Source organism: Actinomyces viscosus (genome assembly GCF_900637975.1).
In the GTDB taxonomy this organism is placed as follows: Bacteria; Actinomycetota; Actinomycetes; order Actinomycetales; family Actinomycetaceae; genus Actinomyces; species Actinomyces viscosus.
Map to the genome: position 1 here is coordinate 3,068,848 of NZ_LR134477.1, position 21,984 is coordinate 3,090,831.

Consider the following 21,984-nt stretch of genomic DNA (forward strand, 5'->3'; position numbering starts at 1 on the left):
TCACCGGGGCGGCTCGGGGCGCTACTGCGCCGGCCAACCACCGTTGTACTGGCCCTGCTGGTTGTACTGGCCCGGCTGCACGGGCTGAGTGAACACCGACGGCTGCTCCGGCTGAGGCTGCTGCTGAGCCGGTTGCTGGCCCGACCAGCCGAACTGTGCGGTCGGAGCCGTCTGCGGGTACTGGGGTGATGCTCCCGCTCCAGCCGCCGAGGCGGCGTAGGGGGCCTGCTGGGCCACCGGCTCGGGCTGCTGGTACTGGGGCTGCTGCGCGTACTGCCCGCCCTGAGCCTGCTGGCCCGCCTGCCAGGCTCCCTGCGTGTAGACGCCCGGGGCCCCGGGCGCAGCCCCGGCCATCGGGTCGCCGGCCATCGCGTTGAACGACCCACCTGCCGCAGCCGGTGAGGAGGCCGCTGCTGATGCGGCCAGCTTGGAGCGCCAGGCCATGCCGCCGGCGCCCATGCCGATACCGATGGCGGCGATGATGATCGAGCCGACGAGCCCGAACAGTGACAGCAAGGTGCTCTTCGCCGACGACGGGGCGACGATCTCCCCCACGGAGACCCCCGACGTGTTGTTGCAGTCAACGGTGTAGGAGCCCGACTCCTTGGAGGAGAACGTCGTGAAGAGCTTGCCGCCCTTGACCTTCGTGGACGACGAGGTGGACTTCGTGGCGACGTCGTCGCCGTCGGGCGAGGTGACCGAGCAGTCCGGCGCGTCGTCGCCGTCGCTGTAGAAGAGCCCGTAGCTGCTGCCCTTGTCCAGCTCCACCGTGGCGGCCTGGTCGTCCGGAAGGCTGGTGACGGTGGCGTTGAACTGCCCGCGGGTCACCGCTGAGCCGAACCCGCCGATGACTGCGAGCAGGACGATGGCGAGGCCGGCCGCCGCCAAGGCCGTCGGGGCCGCGAGGCTCCTCGACGGCGTCGGCTGACTCACGGCCCCCGGGTAGCCCTCCGCAGGCGCCTGGAAGGGCGCGGCCGATGGGTACTGCGAAGGCTGGCCGCCGGCCGTGGCCGGGTCGTACCCGTTCGCCGGCCAGCCCGCTGAGCTCGCGGAGTACTGGGAGTACTGGGGGTCGGGCGCGGAGCCGGGGTACGGGGAGCCGGGGTACTGGGACATAACTGGCCTTCCTGGTCCATCGTGTCCATGTCAGAGGCGTGCGGGAACACGTCATGATCACGGGCGTCGCCCGGTCATGACAAGACGGCGAGCGACGAGCGGGTGCTGCATGACTCGGGACAGACTACCGGGTGCCGGCGAGACCTCGCAGGCCGTGGCCGAGTCAGTGGCCGAGTCAGTGGCCGAGTCAGTGGTTGAGCCCGCGGCTGAGCCTGTGGCTGGGGTCTGTGACCGGGACGCGGTCCCGCTCGCCCCGGCCGCGGCGCGAGCGGCTGGGTGCCGGCCGATGAGACCGGTGGGGACTGAAGCGGCCGGGAACCGGATAGGCTGACCCCATGACCCACATCCTGTCCGCAGTCGCCTGGCCGTACGCCAACGGCCCGCGTCACATCGGCCACGTCGCCGGCTTCGGTGTTCCCTCAGACGTCTTCTCGCGCTACATGCGCATGGCCGGTCACGACGTCCTCATGGTCTCGGGCACCGATGAGCACGGCACCCCGATCCTCGTCGCCGCCGACGAGGAGGGCGTCAGCGCCCGCGAGCTCGCCGACCGCAACAACCGGCTCATCGTCGAGGACCTCGTGGCCCTGGGCCTGTCCTACGACCTGTTCACCCGCACCACCGCCGGCAACCACTACCACGTGGTCCAGGACATGTTCACCACCGTGCGGGACAACGGGTACATGGTCCAGCAGGTGACCCGTTCGGCGATCTCACCCTCCACGGGACGCACCCTGCCGGACCGCTACATCGAGGGCACCTGCCCGATCTGCGGCACCGAGGGCGCCCGCGGCGACCAGTGCGACACCTGCGGCAACCAGCTCGACCCCACCGACCTCATCAGCCCGCGCTCGCGGATCAACGGCGAGACCCCCGAGTTCGTGGAGACCACCCACTGGTTCCTGGACCTTCCCGCCCTGGCCGAGGCCCTGGGCGCCTGGCTCGACGAGCGCGAGGCCTCCGGGACCTGGCGGCCCAACGTCATCAAGTTCTCCCAGAACCTGCTGGGGGACATCCGTCCGCGCGCCATGACCCGCGACATCGACTGGGGCATCCCGGTGCCCGGCTGGGAGGACCAGCCCACCAAGCGCCTCTACGTCTGGTTCGACGCCGTCATCGGCTACCTGTCGGCCTCCGTGGAGTGGGCGCGCCGCAGCGGTGACCCCGAGGCGTGGCGCGCCTGGTGGAACGACCCGCAGGCCCTGTCCTACTACTTCATGGGCAAGGACAACATCGTCTTCCACTCCCAGATCTGGCCCGCCGAGCTCCTGGGCTACAACGGTCAGGGCGACCGCGGCGGTGAGCCCGGCCGCCTGGGCGTGCTCAACCTGCCCACCGAGGTCGTCTCCAGCGAGTTCCTGACCATGGAGGGCAAGAAGTTCTCCTCCTCCCACGGCATCGTCATCTACGTGCGCGACTTCCTCGAGCGCTACCAGGCCGACGCCCTGCGCTACTTCATCTGCGCGGCGGGCCCGGAGACCGCGGACGCGGACTTCACCTGGGCGGAGTTCGTGCGGCGCACCAACGGCGAGCTCGTGGCCGGCTGGGGCAACCTCGTCAACCGCACCGCCTCTATGATCCACAAGCGCTTCGGGCGGATCCCCGAGCCGGGGGAGCTCCAGGACATCGACCGGGCCCTGCTCGACGCCGTCGAGGCCGGCTTCACCACCGTAGGCGACCTCATCGCCCAGCACCGTCAGAAGGCGGCCTTGGGCGAGGCCATGCGGCTGGTCGGTGAGGCCAACAAGTACGTGGCCGACACCCAGCCCTTCAAGCTCAAGGGCGAGGACCCCGACACCCAGGCCCGCCTGGCCACCATCCTGCACACGCTGGCCCAGGTCGTCGCCGACCTCAACCTCATGCTCTCCCCCTTCCTGCCGCACGCCGCCAACGACGTCGACCGGGTCCTGGGCGGCAGCGGCGAGATCGCCCCGATGCCCCGCATCGAGGAGGTCGACGAGCTCGACCCCGAGCGCCTGCCCGAGGCCTTCGACGGCCGCACCGGCTACCCCATCATCACCGGCGACTACGAGGGCGCCCCCACCTGGGAGCGCCACCCGGTCGTCGTCGGAACGCCCGTGGCCAAGCCGACCCCGGTGTTCACCAAGCTGGACGAGTCGATCGTCGAGGCCGAGCTGGCCCGCTACGCCGACTCCGTGCCCGACGACGTCACCGGCGCCTGAACCCGCATGAGTCTGCATGAGCCTGCATGAGTCCGTATGAGCTCTAGGAAGCGCGACCGCTCCTGGCCGCCGGCAGACGCCGTCGCGCCGCTGGCGGCCCCGGTCACCGACAACCACACGCACCTGCCGGTCGCCGCGGACGCCGGCGGCCCCGGTTCCGAGGCGCCGCTGAGCGCCGCCGAGCTGGTCGAGCGCGCCGCCGCCGTCGGCGTCACCCACGTGGTGACCTCCGCCTGCGAGGTCACCACCTGGCAGGAGAGCCTGTCCCTGGCCCGGCAGCTGCCGGGCGTGCGCGTAGCCCTGGCCGTGCACCCCAATGAGGCCGTCCTCCACGCCGGAGTGCGCGAGAGCGGCCCCGACGGGCTCGAGCCCCGCGCGCAGGCGCACCACCGCGAGCCGCTCGACTCCGTCATGGCTCGGCTGGAGGAGACGCTCAGGGCGAACGCCGATGTCGTCGTCGCCGTCGGGGAGAGCGGACTGGATTTCTTCCGCACCGGTGAAAAGGGGGCCGCCGTCCAGCGCGAGGCCTTGAGGGCCCACATCGCCCTGGCCAAGGAGCTCGACCTGCCGCTGCAGATCCACGACCGCGACGCGCACGCCGCCTGCGTGGAGGTGCTGGAGGCCGACGGCGCCCCTGAGCGCACCGTCTTCCACTGCTTCTCCGGCGGGCCGGAGCTGGCCGCCGCCTGCGCCGAGCGCGGCTGGTACGCCTCGATCGCGGGTCCGATCACCTACCCGGCCAACGGCCCCTTGCGGGAGGCGGTCGCCGTCCTGCCCGACGAGCTCCTCCTGGTGGAGACCGACGCGCCCTACCTTCCTCCCCGGCGCTGGCGCGGACGGCCCAACGCCTCCTACCTCCTGGGCGACACAGTCCGTTTCCTGGCCGAGCAGCGAGGACTGGACGAGGAGCGGCTCTGCCGGCGCCTGCAGGCCACCACCGAGGCGGTCTACGGACGCTGGTGATCGCCGTCGGCGGGGCGGGGGTAGAGCTGCGTGACGCTGCCCGGGGCTGCTGAGCGGGACCAGGCGCCGAGAGCCGATCCCTGACGTCCTGCGGGGTGCGACCTGCGTGAGCAGGCTCCTGGGAAAGAGGGTGCGGACGGTGCGTGGGGACCGGATTTGTCCGGACGAGCCGTTCCCAGGTTGCCACCATTCTTCCAGGGTCGTCTCAGGTGGGGGACAGTGCGGAATCAGGGCGCCTTCGCACGGTTCGGTCACAAGCCACCGGGGTGTGAGCAGGTGCATTGGCACGCCCCTGGGTCATCGGTTACGGTGACATGCAGTTGTCAAACGAAGGAAGTTCTATCGTGGGTCGTCACTCCCAGACCAGCTCCCTGAGTACTACACTCTCCGGCCTCGGCTCCATGGCCTCCAAGAAGCGGACCGCCTCCGGCGTCCACGGCCGCCGCCGCGCCGAGGGCCCTGCCAAGACCGCCCTGACCCCCATGCTCTTCAAGGCAGGGGGTGCCGCAGCCGCCTTCTCCCTGGCCGTCTCCGGTGCCGCCTACGCGGCCATCTCCGCGAACGATGACGAGGGACGCTCCTCCTCGGGCGGCTCCTTCGGTCTGATCGGCGGTGAGTCTGACGGGCAGGCGAAGGCCACCGAGACTCCCGGCACCGGCAAGGTCGCCAGCGCGGAGATCTCCACCACCACCGTCGACGAGCCTCAGATTCACGGCACGGTGCAGAAGGAGAGCGACGCTCTGCCCGCCGGGCAGACCCAGGTCGAGACCCCCGGCGTCGACGGGATGGTGCGCACCACCTACGAGGTCACCACCCAGGACGGCAAGGAGGTCTCCCGCACCCCGATCGCGCAGGCTGTCGTCACCGAGAAGGTGGACGAGGTCGTCCTCGTGGGCACCGGTGCGCAGCAGGCCCAGCAGGAGGCCGCGGCCGCTCAGGCCGCCGCCGAGGCTCAGGCCCAGGCCTCCCAGGGCGGCAACGATGGCTCCGCCGCCAGCACGCCCGCCCCGGCCGCCGACCCCGGCGCGGGGACCGACCCCGAGAGCGCCAAGGCCATCGCCCGGTCCATGATGAGCGGCTACGGCTGGGACGACTCGCAGTTCTCCTGCCTGGAGAGCCTGTGGACCCGCGAGTCCAGCTGGAACTACCAGGCCGAGAACGCCTCCTCAGGCGCCTACGGCATCCCCCAGGCGCTTCCCGGCACCAAGATGAGCGAGGTCGCCGACGACTGGGCGACCAACCCCACCACCCAGATCACCTGGGGTCTGGGCTACATCTCCGGCCGCTACGGCAGCCCCTGCTCGGCCTGGGCCCACTCCGAGTCCGTCGGCTGGTACTGAGCCTCGGGCCCGCCGGCCCGTCACGGTCGGCATGTGCCCGCCAGGTCCGCGACGGCGCCCGTACCCTCAGGGGGCGGGCGCCGTCGCGCACGCAGAGGACGAGAGGCGCCTCACATTGAAGTGAGATGGCTTATTGTCAGGACCTTCGTCATTCCACTACCGTGGCACCCGCCGTCGATCGGAAGGACGTCTCCCCGTGACTCCCACCACCCATCGCCACGCCCTGCCCGAGGACCCGGAAGCACCGGTCTCGCAGGAGGTGACCGAGGACCGCAGAAGCACGCGCGCCATGGCGCTGCGCGCTGGCCTGGCGGCGCTGGCCCTGGCGGTCGCCGTCTCCGGCGGTGCCTACGCCGCCGTGCGCGTCGGTGAGCACGGTCGGGCGGCCGACGCCGACGCGGCGAGCCAGCGCATCGACGCCCTGGGTGCGGAAGGGAGTCGTAGCGGGGTCTCGGTCGCGCCGAGTACCTCGACGCTCACCACCGAGACGGTCGACACCACTGACGCCCACGGCTCCACCCAGCAGGAGAGCAGCGACCTGCCCCAGGGGGAGACCAAGGTGGCCACCCCGGGGGTCGACGGCGTCGTGCGCACCACCTACGAGGTCACCACCGTTGACGGCAAGGAGGTCTCCCGCACCCCGATCGCGCAGGTCGTCGTCACCCAGAAGGTGGACGAGGTCGTCCTCGTGGGCACCGGCGCCAAGAAGCAGGAGCAGTCCCAGCCCCAGGCGCAGGCGCCCGCCACCTCGACGCCGTCGGAGTCCTCCGGCGACTCCGGCGGTTCCGCATCCGGCAGTAGCAACGGCACCCAGAGCGAGGTCGGCGACGACGTCTGGGCCAAGCTTGCCCAGTGCGAGTCCGGCGGCAACCCGCGTACCAACACCGGCAACGGCTTCTACGGCATGTACCAGTTCACCCTGGAGACCTGGCAGTCCCTGGGCGGAACCGGCTACCCCCACGAGGCCGACGCCGCCACCCAGACCGAGATGGCCAAGAAGCTCCAGGCGAAGGCCGGCTGGGGGCAGTGGCCCGGCTGCTCCGACAAGCTCGGCCTGGGCTGAGCCGCCCGGAGGCCCCGGGCGGCAGCTTCGAGGTGAGGCCGCGGCTGCGCATGAGCGGAACCCGCCAGTCGCGCGCGGGCCCTCAGCCCGATCAGCCATCAGAGAGCATGCGGAGTGTTCCCAGATATCTCACAGTGACAACGGGTGGACGCCGGTTACTGTGTCCCCATGACGTCGCCGGTACCCGATTCGCAGGTGCCCCCGGCAGGAGCCGCCCGCTCGGACGAGCGCGGCCCTGCAGGAGCCCGCGAGGCCACCGCTGAGGCCTCACCCGACCCCGCCTGTGACCTCCAGCAGGAGGATCCTCACGAGTCTCGGGAGCTCGCCGCCTCGCCGGGCTCACGGGCCGCCGGACTCCTGGGCCCCACCGAGGTCCGGGGACTGTCCCAGGCGCTGGGCATCCGCCCCACCAAGACCCTGGGGCAGAACTTCGTCCACGACGCCGGCACCGTGCGCCGCATCGTCACGAGCGCGGGCGTGCGCCCCGGTGACACGGTCCTGGAGATCGGTCCGGGCCTGGGATCCCTGACCCTGGCCCTCCTGGAGACCGGGGCGCGAGTCATCGCCGTCGAGATCGACCCCGTCCTGGCCCGGGCGCTGCCCGTCACCGTCGCCGACCGCATGCCCGCGGCCACCGACCGCCTCAGCGTCATCGCGGCCGACGCACTGAGCATCACCGGCCCCGGGTCCCTGGGACAGGCCGAGGCGCAGCCGCCCACCCGCCTCGTGGCCAACCTGCCTTACAACGTGGCCGTCCCGGTCCTGCTCACCGTCCTGGAGGCCCTGCCCAGCCTGGAGACCATCACCGTCATGGTCCAGGCCGAGGTCGCCGACCGCCTCGCCGCCCAGCCCGGCTCGCGCACCTACGGCGTCCCCAGCGTCAAGGCCGCCTGGTACGCCGCCGCCCGCCGCACCCTGACCATCTCCCGGCACGTCTTCTGGCCCGTCCCCAACGTCGACTCCGCCCTCGTCGAGCTCGTCCGCCGCCGGCCCCCGGTCACGCGAGCCACTCGGGAGCAGGTCTTCGCCGTCGTCGACGCCGCCTTCGCCCAGCGGCGCAAGACCCTGCGCCGGGCCCTGGCCAGGCTCGCCGGAGGGGCCGAAGCCGCCGAGGCCGCCCTGCGCGCCGCCGGCATCGACCCGGCGCGGCGCGGCGAGACCCTCGACATCACCGCCTTCGCCGCCCTGGCCGAGGCGCTGCACCCCATCGACGCCGATGAGACCGCCGCGCCAACGCCTCCCGCCACCTCACAGGAGCAGTCATGAGTCATCTGCGCGCCGTTCCCGGCGGTCCCACCGGTCCCCGCGATCCCTCGATGCCGCCGCCCCGCAGCGGCTCGGCCAGCTCCGTGCGCGTCGAGGCGCCCGGCAAGGTCAACCTCTTCCTGTCCGTCGGCGCCCCCGGTCACGACGGCTACCACCCGCTCACCACGGTGTTCCAGGCGGTCCGCCTCATCGAGACCGTCACCGCTCGTCGCCAGTCCGCCCAGGACCACGGCGCCGTCACCCTCACCCTCGAGGAGCCCGACGCCGACGTCCCCACCGACGACTCCAACCTGGCCGTGCGGGCCGCCATGCTCCTGGCCGAGACCACCGGCGTAAGCGAGGGCGTCGACCTCCTCCTGCGCAAGCGCGTCCCCGTCGCCGGAGGCATGGCCGGAGGCTCGGCCGACGCCGCCGCCGCCCTCGTGGCCTGCAACGCCCTGTGGGGCACGGGCCTGTCCCTGCCAGAGCTCTCAGCCCTGGCCGCCCGCCTCGGGGCCGACGTGCCCTTCCCCCTGACCGGGGCCACCGCCGTCGGAAGCGGCCGCGGCGACCTCGTCACCCCGATCATGACCCGGGGCTCCTACCACTGGGTCTTCGCCCTGGCCCAGGAGGGGCTGTCCACGCCGGCGGTCTTCCGCCGCTTCGACGAGCTGACCGGTGTTGGTGCGGCCGGTCCCGGTGGCGGGCCCGCCGTGCGGGAGGTGCCCGAGGCCCTCACCGGGGCCCTGCGCGCCGGCGATCCCCGCGCCCTGGCCGCCTGGCTGCACAACGACCTCCAGGCCGCCGCCCTCGACCTGCGCCCCGAGCTGGCCCGGGTCATCGCCGTGGCCGAGGACGCCGGAGCCCTGCGCGCCATCGTCTCCGGATCCGGCCCCACCATCGCCGCCCTGGTCGAGGACCCCGGCAGCGCCCAGCGGGTCTCACGCGCCCTGACGGCCTCGGGGCTGGTCGCCGACGTCCTGCGCGCCGACGCCCCCGTGGCCGGGGCCCGGGTGGTGGGCTGATGGCGCACCTGCTCGGCGTGGAGAACCTGCGCCTGACCGTGGGCTCGCGCCTGCTCCTGGACGACGTCACCCTGGGGCTCGAGGACGGCACCCGCGTGGGGGTCCTCGGACCCAACGGTGCCGGCAAGTCGACCTTCCTGGCGGCCCTGGCCGGCCGGCGCGAGCCCGACGGCGGACGCGTCACCCGCACCAACGGCGTGAGCGTGGCCGTCCTCAGCCAGGCCGACGACCTTCCGCCGGGAGCCACCGTGCGCACCGCGATCCACGGCGAGGCCCCCGAGCACGAGTGGGCCTCCGACCCGGCCGTGCGCGACATCCACGCCGGACTCATCGCCGACCTCGACCTCGACGCCGACGTCACCACCCTCTCCGGCGGCCAGCGCCGCCGCGTCGCCCTGGCAGCGGTCCTCACCCGACGCGCCGACGTCGTCATCCTCGACGAGCCCACCAACCACCTCGACGTCGAGGGCGTGGACTGGCTGGCCCGCCACCTCCGGGCCCGCTTCTCCGGCTCCGGCGGACGGGGCTCCGGCGCCCTGGTCACCGTCACCCACGACCGCTGGTTCCTGGACGCCATCTGCACCAACGTGTGGGAGGTCGTCCCCGGCGTCGACCCCGGCGGCGGGCGCCCCCAGGTGGCCGGCCGCATCGAGACCTACGACGGCGGCTACGCCGCCTACGTCCTGGCCCGGGCCGAGCGCGCCCGCCAGGCCGCCCTGGCCGCCGTCAAGCGCGAGAACCTGCTGCGCAAGGAGCTGGCCTGGCTGCGCCGCGGCGCCCCGGCCCGCACCTCCAAGCCCCGCTTCCGCATCGAGGCCGCCGAGGCCCTCATCGCCGACGTGCCGCCCCCGCGCGACACCGTGGCCCTGACCGCCATGGCCACCGCCCGCCTGGGCAAGAAGGTCCTCGACCTCGAGGACGTCACCGTGCGCTACCCGGTCTCCGCCGGTCAGGCCGACGCCGCCGGGGCCCCGGCGGAGCGCGAGGTCCTGCGCCACGTCACCCTCAGGCTCGCCCCGGGCGAGCGGGTCGGCGTCATCGGCGTCAACGGAGCCGGCAAGACCACCCTCCTGCGCCTGCTCGAGGGCGTCCAGGAGCCCACCGACGGCCGCGTCGTGCGCGGCAAGACCGTCCAGGTGGCCACCCTGTCCCAGTCCACCCACGAGCTCGACGCGCTCGCGGACCTGCGCGTCGTCGAGGCCGTGGCCATGGTGGGGGAGCGCGTCGTCGTCGGGGACCGGGAGATGACCGCCGCCCAGCTCGTCGAGCGCCTCGGGTTCACCCGCCAGCGCGCCTGGACCCGGGTCGGCGAGGTCAGCGGTGGGGAGCGCCGCCGTCTTCAGCTCCTGCGCCTGCTCATGACCGAGCCGAACGTGCTCCTGCTCGACGAGCCCACCAACGACCTGGACACCGACACCCTGGCCGCCGTCGAGGACATCCTCGACTCCTTCCCCGGCACCCTCGTCGTCGTCTCCCACGACCGCTACCTCCTGGAGCGGGTCACCGACCACCAGGTGGCCCTGCTGGGGGACGGCAGCGTGCGCGACCTGCCCGGCGGGGTGGAGCAGTACCTGCAGCTGCGTCGTGAGGCCACGGAATCGGTTCGAGGCTCGGGAGCCTCAGCGGGCTCCGCGACGACGCGCTCCGCGGGTGAGGCCCGGGCCGAGCGCAGCGCCCCGAGCGGGGCCAGGCGCCATGAGGCCAGGAAGGCCCTGGGACGCATCGAGCGGAGGATGGAGCGCTCGGCCCAGGCCGTCGCCGCGCTGCACGTGCGCATGGAGGAGGTCTCGGCCGATCCGGCTCGGGTGGGGGAGCTCGCCGAGCTCGGCCGCGAGCTCGTGGCCGCCCAGGCGGCCCACGCCGAGCTGGAGGAGCAGTGGCTCGAGGCCGCGGAGATGCTGGAGTCCTGAGGCGGCGCGGTCACCGTGACCTTGCGGAGGACTGGATGGGGCGGGGCGGGGAAGAGAAGCGGGACGGAAGGGGATGGGAGTGGGCTGCGGTGATCCTGGCGGCGATCCCGCCTCGGTGCGCATGATCGGTGAGGCCTGAGGCCGCTTAGACGACGGGGGCGACCTGACGGGCCAGCTCGACGAGATGCTCCAGGTTGGGGGCGATGTCCTCGGCGGCGGCGCCCCACAGGCGCATCACCAGGTCCACCGGGACAGTGGGCAGTCCCGCCAGACGCAGGACGACGACGCCCTGGGTGGGGCCGTTGGACTCGTAGAAGGCGGAGAAGCCCACCATGTCCGGTCCTGGCCGCAGGCGCACCAGCTCGGCCTCGGGCAGGAGCGCGGCGACGATCTGACGCTGAGTGGCCCGGCGCCCCTCCTTGGACCCGTCATCCTTGGCGATCTCCAGGCTGAGGTCGATGACGAAGGGAGGATGAGCGACGTCGTCGATGTGCATGAGACGGGCGAAGCGCCCCTGACGCTCCATGGCCTGCAGCTCATTGAGCAGGGACTCCAGCTCGGAGCGCCACTGAGGCCCGGTCACTCCCAGGTGGGCACTGCGGTGCCTCGCCTCCTCCCGTGCCCATCCCGGAGGTGGGAAGGGCGGGATGATCACCCATCGCTGGGGATCAGGCGTGACCGCGATCTGCACTGTGTGCTCCTTCCGAGACCTCGTCTGACTGCGAGGCAGTGGACTGGGCGCCTACCATGTCTGTCCTATGAGGACCCGAGAGCGACATACGACAATTATGCCTGCATCCGCCCGCCGCCGTGTGGTCCGCGTGCTGGTGGATGCCGGGCTCATCATCGCACTCTGTGCCGTCACGGAGCGCTGCTGTGGAATCTTATTCGCTGTTGGGGCGGTTGTGCTGCTTATTGCTGTGATGACTGCCATGATGGCGATAACCGGCGCCACACCCGGGGGTCTGGTGACAGGGGTCCGACTTCGGAAGGTGACGGACCCCAATGGACCTCCCGGTCGTTCTGCGGTGATTTACGTCGCATTTTTGGGGCTCTCTTTGGTGGCAACCGCAGGGTTGGCCCCCCTGATTTTGTGGATCCTCTCACTATGGCGTGCTGAACAGCGCACCTGGTTCGACAGGCTGGCCGGGACGGTCCTCCTCAGTGCCAGACCGACCTCGGTGTCGACCTGCTCCCTGGTGGTTGAGGGCTCAGTAATCCCTGTTCTGGGGCCGATTGTCCTGGGGCGTCGACCGGCCCCGATCGAGTCCCACCCGGACGCTCAGCTCGTTGCGGTGCTCCGGTCGGAGGACTCCGTGTCCAAGACCCATGCGCTGTTCGTCCCCGCTTCCGATGGGGTGCTCGTCACAGATCTGGGGTCGACCAACGGCACCCACATCGAGGACGAGGAGGGGGTCCATCGACTCTCACCGGGTCGACCGGAACACGTGCACCGGGGACGGCAGGCATACTTGGGTGACGGTGTCTGTATCGTCCGTTGAGGAGAAATATGATGACAAACAGCCCGAACAGCAGCGCGAACAACGAGGTCTGGTGGACCGAGGGTTCGTGGACAGGCGTGGTCACGCCACGTGCTGTGATGATCCTGCCCCCGTCGGTGCCGCAGGACCTCACCGAGCGCCTGTGGCGGCTGCTGCGTAGTGAGGAGGCCTCGCTGACGCGGGCCCTGGATGAGCTGGTGATGGGGATGGGCGGACGTCTGGGTGCGATCCCGGACTTCGTGCTCGCCGTCTCGGCGCCCGAGGACGTCTTCCACGTGGCGCTGCGCGGTGCCCCGCAGATGGAGGTCGACGGCAAGGCGCTGGACGCCTCCGCGGTCACCACCTGGTTCGAGACGACGGTGACCGCCCCCAACTCGGTCATCGTCAGCGCGCCCGACGGCGCCGGTCAGGTGCGTCGCCCTGCGGTCGACGCCGTCGTGAGCACCGGCCACCTGGTGCTGCGCGGATCCGAGAAGTCGAGCGGGACCCCGTCCCCCAGCCGTGCATCGTCGAAGGGGTCCGGTGACTCCGACGACGATGACCCTGACCCGGCCGGTCCTGACTACTTCGCCATCTCCGCCGGTTCCGCCGGATCGCCCGCTGCCGCTGTGAGGTCCTCTCGGACCTCCCGTCGGGCATCGCGCCGTTCCTCGCGCCGTCAGTCCGCCTCGTCGGACCGCTCGGAGCAGGACGACTCATCTGAAGGGGCGCCTGCCCAGGCCGGCAGCTCTGCCGACGTCGTCGACGACCTCATTGAGATCGCGCAGGACAACGCCGAGCAGCAGGCCCTTGACGGCGCCGAGCTCGCCGCGTCCATCGAGGCTCCTGAGGCGGATCAGTCCGCGGCCTCCGCCGAGGTCTCGGGTGCTCCCGAAGGGGCTCTCCCGCTCGCCGAGTCCAATGGGCCCGCCGACCTGCTGGCGGTCGTCGCCGGCCTCACCGAGGCCACCACGGTCACTGACGTCACCGACGTCACCGACGTCGCCGAGGCCACTGAGGTCACTGAGGTCGCCGAGTCCACCGAGGTGGCTGAGGTGATCGGTTCGGCTGAGGTGATCGGTTCGCCCGAGTCGACTGCGTCGGCCGAGCCTCCCGCGGAGCCCGCCGAGAGCGTGCAGGCCGTCGAGGCCGTCGAGGTGGATGCTCGGGTGGATGAGCAGTCCGACCAGAGCGTCGGCTCGGCTCACAGCGCCGGTAGCGCCCACAGCGCCCACAGTGCCGAGCCCTTCGAGGCTCCCGTCGTGACCCTGGACGCCCAGTCTCCTGAGGCTGCCGAGGTCGCCACCCCGTCCTCACCGGAGACATCCGACGAGGACCTGTTGATCGCCCCCGTCTTCGATATCCCGGCCCTGCCGATCCCCTCCGCTTCGGAGGCAGAGGCCATGATCCCGCCCCCGCCACCCCCGTCGAGCGAGGATCTTGAGGCTGCTGGTATCAAGGACGCTGCCGTCGAGGTCACCGAGGTCGCTGCGACCCCGGCCGACTTCGTGCCTGCCCAGGCCGCTGAGGCCGCCGTGGTCGCGGAGGCCACTGCGGTCGCCGAGGCCGCCGCGCAGGCGCATGCCGAGGACGAGCCCGTCCGCTCCGGGGACCATGACGGACAGACCATCAACGGTCTGCCCGAGGACCTCTCCCAGGAGCTGCGTGCCGAGCTGCTCAACCAGGGGCTCGGCCCCCTGGAGCCGAGTCAGTCGGCCCCCTCCGCCGGATCCGCCGCTGCGGCTGAGACGGTGATCGAGCTCGTGCAGCCCCCCGCCGGCGAGCCCTCCACCGGGGACCTCGGCCGCGGCGACCATGACGGACAGACCATCAACGGTCTGCCCGAGGACCTTGTGGGCGAGCTCGTCTCCCTCGTGGGCTCCGGGCCCTCCAGCCCGGCGTCACCGGCCTCGGCGAGCTCTCCCGGTGAACCCGACGCCATCCGGATCGTGCTGTCGGCGGTGTGCCCGCAGGGCCACCCCAACCCCACGAACTACACCGTGTGTCGCGTCTGCGGAGCCGAGCTCAACCGTCCGGCCAAGTCGGTGGCCTGCCCCCCTCTGGGGCGCGTGGTCACCTCCGGCGGCGAGAGCATCGAGCTCAACCGTCCCCTCCTGGTGGGTCGCAACCCTGTGGCCGACGACATCACCAGCGTCGCGGAGGTGCCCCTCCGTCCGCTGACCGTCGCCAGCCCCAACCAGCTCGTCTCGCGCAACCACATCCTCATTGACCTGGATGCGTGGAGCGTGCTGGCCCAGGACCTGGGCAACTGCAATGGCACTGTTCTCAACCGCCAGAACGAGGCGCCTGTGCGCCTGTCCTCGGCAACCCCGGTGCTCCTGCGCAGCGGAGACGTCCTCGACCTCGGCGACGGCCAGACCCTCGCCTTTGAGAACCTCCCCTGATGCTGGATCACAAGGGACCGCCTCCGGTTATCTCTGGGTTCACCTACCTGGAGAGACTCGGAGCGGGAGGCTACTCCACGGTCTACCTCTTCGAGCAGCACATGCCCCGCCGCGAGGTCGCGGTCAAGGTCATGAACGCCGACGTCGAGGACAAGACCGCCTCCCGCTTCGAGTCGGAGGCGAACCTCATGGCGCGGGTCTCCTCCCACCCGGCCATCCTGTCCATCTACGGCGCGGGCGTCTCCGCCGATGGCCACCCCTTCCTGGTCATGGAGTACTGTCCGCCGCCGCAGCTGGGCGCCATCCTGCGCCAGGGTCCTCTCAACGTCGCTGAGACCCTGTCGACGGCGATCCAGATCGCCGGAGCGGTGGAGACCGCCCACCGGGCCGGCATCGTCCACCGGGACATCAAGCCCGCGAACATTCTGTTCACCACCTACCGCCGCCCGGTGCTCTCGGACTTCGGTATCTCCGCCATGAGCGGCCCGGAGGCCTCCGAGGAGCTGCGGGGGATGAGTGTGCCCTGGGCGCCTCCCGAGCAGCTGGTCGGGATGCGCTCGGCCAACCCGGCCTCCGACATCTACTCCCTGGGGGCGACGACCTTCGCGATGCTCACGGGGCGCAGCCCCTTCGAGACCGACGGCATCCCGGACGTCTATGAGCTCTCCCGCCGCATCGTCAAGGACCCTTTGCCCCCACTGGGTCGGCAGGACGCTCCACCGTCCCTGCACCGCGTGCTGTCGGTGGCCATGGACAAGAACCCGGACTCGCGCTACCCGACGGCGCTGGCCTTCGCCCGGGCGCTCCAGCAGGTCCAGGCCGAGCTCGACCTGCCGATCACCACCGTCGACCTGTTCCAGGAGCCGGACAAGGCCGCGAAGACCGCGCGGCGACCCAGCTCCGATGAGAACGACACCGCCACCAAGCTGGGCGTCTTCAACCAGGTCGATGTCACTAGCGAGCACATCGCCATGCGAGTGGATCCCGACGGCGACGACGAGCACTCGTCGTCGGGCTCGGAGGGCGGCGACTCGGGCCGCCCGAACCGGATGAGGACCGTCCTGACCGCCCTGCTGGTTGTGGCCATGGTCGCGGCCGTCATCGTCGCGATCGTCTTCTCCCGGAACCAGGACACGAGGAAGAAGCCCGACAACCCCATCGCCACCATCGCCCCGCAGCCGGGCGCTAACCCGTTGCAGGCATCAGTGCCGATGGTGGGCGACATCGAGGGCGAGCCGCTCGGCGACGGCACGGTGCGGTTCACCTGGGGCGAGCCGGAGACGGGCTGGACCGGCAGCTACCTCTACCGGGTCAAGCTGCCCGACGAGGAGACCGAGGTGGACTCCATCCGCACCAACGAGGTCGTCGTCGAGGCCCAGGAGGGGCGCACCTGCCTGGAGGTCACTGCGGTGCGCTCCGACGGCAAGGCCTCCCAGGCCAAGACCGCCTGCGTCGACACGCCCTGAGGGCGGCCTCCGGCCCGACAGTGAGGTGACGAGGCAAGGAGTTAGCAAGGAAGTTAAGGAGTTGGGGCCCGCACGTGAGTGCGGGCCCCAACTCCTTGAGGGAACCGGCGGTGGTGGCCGAGCTCAGACGACCTCCACCTTGAAGGCGATGCGACCGAAGAAGATCGTGCTGCCCTCCAGGGCCGACAGTGCCTTGTCCGGAACGGCCTCGACGCTGCGTCCGTCGCGGTACTCCACCCGGGTGCCGTTGGTGGAGTGGAGGTCGGTGACCCACACCCCGTCAAGCAGCGGGAAGATCGCCGCGTGCGTCTTGGACACCGAGCGCGTGGGGTCATCGAGGGAGACGCGCTCCGCACCGGGGTATGCCGAGATGTTGTCGGGGTCGCGGCCCACGACCGTGGGCTCGTGGATGAGGATCGGGTTGCCGCCCAGCAGGGGGACGAGGCGCACCGACAGGGCCGGAGCGGCCGAGGAGGCCGACGGCAGCGACGGCGTGGCCGTCTGGGCGCTCGCGGCAGGAGGCGGGGTGGAGGGCCGAGAGGCGGCTGCGTGGGCGGCACCGGGCGCCGCAGAGCCCGTCGCGCTACCTGCTGTGCTGCTGGCCGTGCTGCTGGCACTGTGCCCGGTACGGGTCGAGAGGCGGCTCGACGTGCTCGTCCGGGACCGTGCCGACGCCTGGGCGGCGTCGCGGCGCTCACGACGTGAGGTTGGGGCCTGGGCGGCCGCTGCATCGCTGCGAGACTCAGTGCGAGGCTCGCTGTGGGACTCGCGGCCCGACTCGCCGGACGCTGAGTGCTCCTCCGCGGGCGAGGGGATCCCCGGCCCCTGGAAGCGGTGCGAGGCGTGGGAGCGCCGGGGTGACGCCTCCTGCGAGGCCGCCGAGCTCGCCGAGCCGCTGCTGGTGGTGGGCTGGGCGTGGCTGCGGTGACTGTGCACGGTCGGGTGAGTGCTCCCCGACGACGCCGGCACACCACCGGGAACGGTGGCGGGGTTGGTCAGGTCCACCGGGGACGCCTGGGGCGAGGCCGTCGAAGGCCTCCGGGACAGGCCGTCGTCGGAGACGATGACTCCGTCGGGGAGGGAGTCCACCGTCGCGGCGTCCACCGAGGTGGGGACCGAGGACCAGGGCACCGAGTCGATGAGGGCCTGCGTGTTGCGGTCCCCGGAGGGCAGGATGCTGGAGGTGTCGAAGGTGTGCGCGACCTCTGGGGCGGAGCCCGCCCCAGAGGCGAAGCGGTGCCGCTCGGAGGTGAAGAGGCTCTCGCGGCGAGGAACACCGGGTTGTGACGCCGGATCTCGCTGATCCTCAGCAGGTGCAGCAGACGAGCCGGAGGTCTTCTTGCCGGCGTGACCGGACTGAATCCTCCAGCGCTGGGAGTGGGCGTGTCGTGGTTCCATCGTCTGTGATGTTACGGGTTTTGTGGCTTTCGAGCGCGGGACTTGTGTCGATGGTGTCGCATCTTGCGAAGATGAGGCCTGGGAGGCCCCGGAATTGGCCGTTGTTTTGGAGGATTCCGCTGAGGGCGTCGTCGCTTCCGTGGGAGCCTGGTCGGCCGGGTGCTGTGGTGAGGGAGGCGCATGGGTTGACGGCGTCTCGGGCTCGTCGGTGGGGCCGGATGACTCCGGTGTGTCCTCCACCGCCTCGAGGGTAGCGGTTTCGGCGTCCATCGGTGAGGACTGCTTGGCCGGGGCTGAGGGAGCACCACCCGATCCTGACGGCTTGACCGTTGCCTGCCTGCCGGCCGGCTTCACGGAGGCAGCCGTGGTCGCCGTGGTCTCAGGGGTCTCTGAGGCCTCTGCGGTCTTTGCGCCCGCCTCCGCCGGCTCCGGTGCCGTTCCCGCCGTCGCGGTCTGCGTCCTCGTCTCCTTCCCGGCGTCCGGGGCCTGGGAGGCCTGGGGGGCCTGGGAGGAAGAAGGCGCTGAAGCCGCGGGGGAGTCCTCGGCGGCGCTCTGGGCGGCCTCGGCGGCTGAGAGTGCGGACTGGGCGGACTGCGCGGACTGGGTGGACGGAGCCGATTGCCGCTGAGCCGCTGATCTGGCGGAGGCCTCGGCAGCGGCCAGCGTGGCGGAGGCCTGAGGGTCCATGGGGGTCGCGGAGGCCGCTGCGACGGCCGCGGCGTCGGTGTCGGAGACGGCCGGGCTGGCGGAGGAGGCCGACGCCGCGGAGGACGATGACACGGTCGCCGCCTTGGCGGCCTTGGCCGTGGTCCGGGGTGTGGTTCCGGCCGTCCTGGGGGCCATGATGACGCCGTAACCGTCGGCGGAGACGGGGCCGCCGGAGACCGCTGAGGTGTAGGCGGCCGCTGTGGCCGACGCCCTCCGGGAGGGGGCGCTGCTGGGTGAACCGGCCGCCATGGCTCGGCCGGCGTGGCGTGCGGGCTGACCCGGGCGGGCCGGCCTGGGCCGGCGGATCGATGAGGACACCGGGTCCGACGTCGTCGGGTGGGCGGTCCCGCCGGGAGAGGTGACGATGCCGGCCTCGGTGGCGCTCTGGGCGCCCACGGTGGTGGCCTCGGCGGCGTCATCTGCGGCCTGCTCGTCGGCCCGCGTGTCCGCGGAAACCGCCCGTGAGGCCCGCTTCGAGGCTCTCTTCTTCTCCGCTCGTGCGTCGGCTCTTCTGTCGGCCTTCTCAGAGCGCCGACGACGGGGCCGGGAGCCGTCATGCGGCTGATCCGTGGAGGGCTGCGAAGAGGACTGTGAAGTCGTGGCCTGTGCGGTGGCGGCCGGATCAGCGGGCTGGATGTAGACGGCTGCGCGCTCGATGGCGTCCTGGGGGGCTGCGGAGTCGGGGCCGCCCTGTGAGCCCGAGGTCGAGCCGGGTGCGGAGCCGGCTGGAGAAGCGGCGGGCGCGTCATCGCTGGTGGCGGGTGCGGCCGCGGGGTAGCCGACGGGGCCGGTCGCTGGGGTGGCGGCCCGGCCGGTCCGGCTCGCCCTCCTGGTGTGGAGCAGCGCCATCCCGGAGAGCTTGTCGTGCCAGCCGCGGCCCTCGGGATCGGCGGCCGCCGTGCGCATGAGAGCGATGGTGCCCAGGCCGAGCGTGGTGATGCTGACGGCCAGGATGAGGTCCGCGTGGAGGAAGGAGCCCAGAGGGGAGGGGGTCTGGTTGCGGGCCCCCAGCATGCGGATCCTGAGCAGCAGTCCCCCCAGGGACCAGCCGGTGGCGGCAATGGCGATCCACCGCAGCACGACGACCACCCCGAAGGCGATCAGCCCGCTGGTCAGGACCGGGCGGCCCGCCACCTGCCAGATGAGGGTGGTCAGGCCCCCGACCAGAAGCGACCCGGTGACGAGGTCGATCACCCCGGCGACGACGCGCGCCCCGACCGGGGCCGGGGGGAGCCGCCGACGGGGCTGGTGCGGCGTGCGCGCTGAGGGCTCAGAGGCCTGCGAGCGGGGGGAGCCCCCGGACTCGCCGGCGCCGGCCGGAGCACCCGGGGCGATGCCGTACGTGCTCTCGATCTCGGCTTGTGACGCATCACCGGACGAGTGAGAGGACGTCGGTGGTCCCGCAGCGGTCGGGGCGCTGCTACGGGCGCCGGCCGTGATCGTCATGACCGCAACCTCCTGGGTCGACGTGACCGCCTCCCGGCGGGATGGACAAGGGAGCGTGGGGACAGGCGGGCCATGGCCCGCCCCAGCCGTGAGCGTTCCGCACCCATGGAGCGGACAATCGCGTCTGAGGAATCCCACAACTCCCCTAGAGCGTACGACGCGGGCTCCCCAGAGCTGAAGACCTGGGTGTCAACTGCTCCGGCGAAACGGGGCAGGTCGACCTGCGGGAAGTGCGGTGCCAGCTGCGCGGCCGCCTCACGCCGTGTGGCCCCCCATCCGGGAACGCGCCCCAGGTCTCGGGCTCGGTCGAGGATTTCCTCCCAGGCCCCCAGGGCCTTGCCGACGCCGGTGCGGCCGCGCCGGCGACTGCGTCTCCAGGCCTTCCAGCCCAGGACGGAGCCCACGATCGCCGCGACCGCCAGGATGGAGCCGCCGACGACGATGACCGCGGTCGGCAGGCCGCCCTTGTCGTCGTCCTCGGGGTCGTCCCGCTGGGGGTCCTCGTAGTTGGGGGGCAGCTGGGCCGGGTCCTCGTTGGGCAGCGGGGGCTGGAGGACATTGGGCTCGGGGTTGGAGACCTTCTGGGTGGTCTGCTGCTGAGGAACCTGGTCACGGTCCGGGGTCACGTCGAAGGACACCCAGCCCAGCCCCTCGAAGGGGATCTCCACCCACGCCTTGACGTCCTCGCCGGTGACGGTCTTGGCATCGCCGTCGGTGGCCGGGTCGAAGCCCATGACCACGCGGGCCGGGATGTTGAGCGAGCGGCACATGAGCATCATGAGGACCGAGTACTGCTCGTCGTCGCCGATGAGGGAGTCGGCCTCCACCATCTGGGCGATGCGGGCGGCCCCGTGCCCCGGCTGGGAGGGGCTCTGGGTGCCGTCGGAGTAGTAGCTCGTGCGCAGGCGCTGCTGGAGCGCCCGGATCTGAGAGATGGGGTTGGACTCCGCCCCAACGATCTCCTTGGCCAGGGAGGCCACCGACGACGGCACCTGCTCAACCGGCCCCAGCGCGGTCTGAGCCAGGGAGGCCTTGTTGAGGGTGGCCTCGGAGGGCGGGGTGTAGGGGGCGACCCTCTCAGTGAGGACGTCGCCCTCGGCCAGGCCGCTGGTGGCGATCCCCGTGGAGGAGAACTTGTCGTAGTACATGCCCTCGCGCAGGGCGGACTGACGCGGGCCGGAGGACTCGATGCGGATCGTCTCGGGCATGGTGGGGACCCAGGGGAAGCTGTAGTCCTCGATCGTCAGTGAGGAGGTCTGCTTGTGCCCGTCGAGCCGGCTCGTCGTCAGCTGGGTCTTGTCACCGATGCGCTCGAAGCGCGACTGCCCGTTGTCGTTCTGCCCGATGTGGGCGGACAGGCCGTCGTAGGAGTCCATGGCGGCGATGCGGATGCGTCCGCCCGAGGGCAGGTTGGTGGGCTTCATGAGCCGGGTGTGGGCCTTATCGGTCTCCAGGGTGCGCACCAGGGACAGCGGGCTGGCGTACTCGGTCAGGTCCAGAGGCGGCTGGAACAGGTCTCGCACCACCGTCCGGGAGGCGGGGGCGGAGGGGGTGAAGGCCATGGCCGCCAGGGAGGTGACCAGGAGCAGCACGGCGGCGATGACGGCACCGCGCAGGGCCGCCCGGCCCAGGTCACCGGTGGAGCGGGCGCTGGTGGTCCCCGAGGTCGTCGAGTAGGAGCTCAGGTCCAGGGCCTCGATGACGCGGCTGCGCCGCTGTCGCAGGGAGCCGCAGGTCCACAGGGCCAGGATGCCGGTGACGAACAGGACGCCCAGCGCGGTGGGGCGCACGGCCTCCTGGCCGCCCCAGCCGATGCCGACCACGGGCAGCAGGACCAGGCTCAGCCCGGCCAGAACCTCGCGGCCCGCCAGAATGAGGCGGGTCGCCAGGGCCGATACGACCAGTCCGGTCAGCCACGGCAGCACCGTCATGCCGCTGAAGGAGCTCAGCGGCATCGGCACGGTCAGGGCGTCGCGCCACACGGTGACCGTGGAGGCCAGAACGGTCTTGACCGCCGTGAGCCCGGAGCCGACGTCGGTCAGCAGCCACGGGGCCACCAGAACGTGCACCAGCGCCAGGGCGGCCATGCTCGGCAGCACCGACAGGCGCAGGCGCGAGCAGACTATCGCGGTCAGGGCGCCGATGAGTGCCCCGTAGCCGACGGCCAGGCAGCCGACCACGGAGGCGAAGACCGGCAGGAAGGGGACCGCGCCGACGGCGATGACCCCGGCCATG

At 71.7% G+C, this 21,984-nt stretch carries 14 protein-coding genes; 10 read left to right on the top strand and 4 right to left on the bottom strand.

The annotated features are described in order from the left end of the window. Window positions 1–21: 21 nt before the first annotated feature. The gene (locus tag EL340_RS13005; protein ID WP_126414973.1) at window positions 22–1,116 is read right to left on the bottom strand and encodes a hypothetical protein; all 1,095 of its coding nucleotides are present in this window, start codon (window positions 1,114–1,116) and stop codon (window positions 22–24) included. 335 nt (window positions 1,117–1,451) lie between these two features. Between EL340_RS13005 and metG the strand changes: the two genes are divergently transcribed. The 7 genes from metG to EL340_RS13040 all read left to right on the top strand — a co-directional run bounded on the left by metG (window position 1,452) and on the right by EL340_RS13040 (window position 10,845). Then, window positions 1,452–3,299 carry a methionine--tRNA ligase gene (metG, locus tag EL340_RS13010; RefSeq protein WP_126414974.1) on the top strand — a complete coding sequence of 616 codons (1,848 nt, stop codon included), beginning with the start codon at window positions 1,452–1,454 and terminating at the stop codon, window positions 3,297–3,299. Between the two features lie 36 nt (window positions 3,300–3,335). Beyond that, the gene (locus tag EL340_RS13015; protein ID WP_126414975.1) at window positions 3,336–4,262 is read left to right on the top strand and encodes a TatD family hydrolase; all 927 of its coding nucleotides are present in this window, start codon (window positions 3,336–3,338) and stop codon (window positions 4,260–4,262) included. 344 nt (window positions 4,263–4,606) lie between these two features. Next, on the top strand, window positions 4,607–5,602 hold the full coding sequence (locus EL340_RS13020) for a G5 domain-containing protein (protein WP_126414976.1): 996 nt from the start codon (window positions 4,607–4,609) through the stop codon (window positions 5,600–5,602). A gap of 196 nt (window positions 5,603–5,798) precedes the next feature. Further along, on the top strand, window positions 5,799–6,665 hold the full coding sequence (locus tag EL340_RS13025; protein ID WP_126414977.1) for a resuscitation-promoting factor: 867 nt from the start codon (window positions 5,799–5,801) through the stop codon (window positions 6,663–6,665). A gap of 168 nt (window positions 6,666–6,833) precedes the next feature. After that, the gene (gene rsmA / locus EL340_RS13030; RefSeq protein ID WP_126414978.1) at window positions 6,834–7,931 is read left to right on the top strand and encodes a 16S rRNA (adenine(1518)-N(6)/adenine(1519)-N(6))-dimethyltransferase RsmA; all 1,098 of its coding nucleotides are present in this window, start codon (window positions 6,834–6,836) and stop codon (window positions 7,929–7,931) included. Further along, window positions 7,928–8,935, top strand: a complete 1,008-nt coding sequence (locus tag EL340_RS13035; protein WP_126414979.1) for a 4-(cytidine 5'-diphospho)-2-C-methyl-D-erythritol kinase — start codon at window positions 7,928–7,930, stop codon at window positions 8,933–8,935. Before rsmA ends, EL340_RS13035 begins: the two co-directional genes overlap by 4 nt. Next, entirely contained in the window at window positions 8,935–10,845 is a 1,911-nt protein-coding gene (locus EL340_RS13040) for an ABC-F family ATP-binding cassette domain-containing protein (protein ID WP_126414980.1), read from the top strand. Before EL340_RS13035 ends, EL340_RS13040 begins: the two co-directional genes overlap by 1 nt. A gap of 145 nt (window positions 10,846–10,990) precedes the next feature. Here EL340_RS13040 and EL340_RS13045 read toward each other — a convergent pair whose 3' ends face one another. After that, window positions 10,991–11,536 (bottom strand): hypothetical protein, encoded by a 546-nt coding sequence (locus EL340_RS13045; protein WP_009404882.1) that lies wholly within the window; start codon window positions 11,534–11,536, stop codon window positions 10,991–10,993. Window positions 11,537–11,780: 244 nt separating this feature from the next. On the opposite strand from EL340_RS13045, the gene EL340_RS13050 reads away from it, so the two are divergent. Genes EL340_RS13050 through EL340_RS13060 form a run of 3 tightly spaced genes read left to right on the top strand, consistent with a single transcriptional unit; the run spans window position 11,781 to window position 16,197 of the window. Further along, on the top strand, window positions 11,781–12,347 hold the full coding sequence (locus EL340_RS13050; RefSeq protein WP_232023317.1) for an FHA domain-containing protein: 567 nt from the start codon (window positions 11,781–11,783) through the stop codon (window positions 12,345–12,347). A gap of 8 nt (window positions 12,348–12,355) precedes the next feature. Beyond that, a complete protein-coding gene (locus EL340_RS13055; protein ID WP_232023091.1) occupies window positions 12,356–14,731 on the top strand; it encodes an FHA domain-containing protein in 2,376 nt (791 codons plus the stop codon). After that, window positions 14,731–16,197, top strand: a complete 1,467-nt coding sequence (locus EL340_RS13060) for a serine/threonine-protein kinase (RefSeq protein WP_126414981.1) — start codon at window positions 14,731–14,733, stop codon at window positions 16,195–16,197. Before EL340_RS13055 ends, EL340_RS13060 begins: the two co-directional genes overlap by 1 nt. A gap of 123 nt (window positions 16,198–16,320) precedes the next feature. On the opposite strand, the gene EL340_RS13065 is transcribed toward EL340_RS13060, so the two are convergent. After that, entirely contained in the window at window positions 16,321–19,749 is a 3,429-nt protein-coding gene (locus EL340_RS13065; RefSeq protein WP_126414982.1) for an RDD family protein, read from the bottom strand. Next, the gene (locus tag EL340_RS13070) at window positions 19,746–21,983 is read right to left on the bottom strand and encodes a transglutaminase-like domain-containing protein (protein WP_232023092.1); all 2,238 of its coding nucleotides are present in this window, start codon (window positions 21,981–21,983) and stop codon (window positions 19,746–19,748) included. Before EL340_RS13070 ends, EL340_RS13065 begins: the two co-directional genes overlap by 4 nt. Window position 21,984: the final 1 nt, after the last annotated feature.